General features: G+C 54.1%; 1 protein-coding gene. It reads right to left on the reverse strand.

Annotated elements, in window-relative coordinates; all coding sequences use genetic code 11:
- Positions 1-4: 4 nt before the first annotated feature.
- A protein-coding gene (locus ICL16_RS04255; RefSeq protein WP_202895407.1) for an IS5 family transposase occupies positions 5-765 on the reverse strand; the annotation gives its coding sequence in 2 pieces (ribosomal slippage) (positions 5-456 and positions 456-765; 762 coding nt in all).
- Positions 766-852: the final 87 nt, after the last annotated feature.

The following is an 852-nucleotide window of genomic DNA, read 5'->3' on the forward strand; positions in this document are numbered from 1 at the left end:
TAGGTCATGTTGACAAACTTCTGACCCAGAGGCGAGCAGCAACTATTTGAATGAAGCCGAGGTAGCTTGCGGCGGTTTTGTCATATCGTGTTGCGAAGCGGCGTGAGCATTTGAGCTTGTTGAAACACCGCTCCACCCGGTTTCTCAAAGCATATGTGATGGCATCAAACCGGATCGGGACTTTGCGATTGGCCTTGCCTGGAATGACAGGCGTTCCGCCGCGATTGGTGATTGTCGTGCGGATGTGGTCACTGTCATAGCCGCGGTCGGCCAGGAACACTTTGGCATTGGGCAGATCATCATCGACCAGAACATCAAAGCCCTTGAAATCAGAGACCTCACCGCCGGTTATCTCAGCCCTGACAGGAAGTCCGTGAGCGTTGGTAATGAGGTGGACCTTGGTCGTAAAGCCACCTTTTGAGCGGCCAAAACCCTCTTTTTGAGTCCCCCTTTTGCGCCCGCTGCCAAGTGGTGCGCCCGGATTATTGTGCTGTCGATCATCTGAACTTGTTCGGGCATGGTCCCGCTCTCATTGAGAGCCTCCAGGATCATGTCCCACAGCCCTGCCAGGGTCCACCGCCGGAACTGGCGATAGACACTGGACCACTTGCCGAACTCTTCGGGCAAATCCCGCCAAGGCGAACCAGTGCGCGCGATCCAGAACACAGCATCAAGAATACGGCGATGATCCGATGCGGGACGTCCTCCGCGACCTCGAATGGCAATCAAAAAGGGTTCGAAAAATACCCACTCGGCATCTTCCATCAACAAACGCGCCACGATAGCCTCCGCAAAAGCTATCTTGAATCAGAGTTCAGGTGATTTGGGAATCCAGTTTGTCAACAGAACCTA

Origin of the sequence: Iningainema tapete BLCC-T55 (assembly GCF_014698965.1) — a bacterium.
Classification (GTDB): Bacteria; Cyanobacteriota; Cyanobacteriia; order Cyanobacteriales; family Nostocaceae; genus Iningainema; species Iningainema tapete.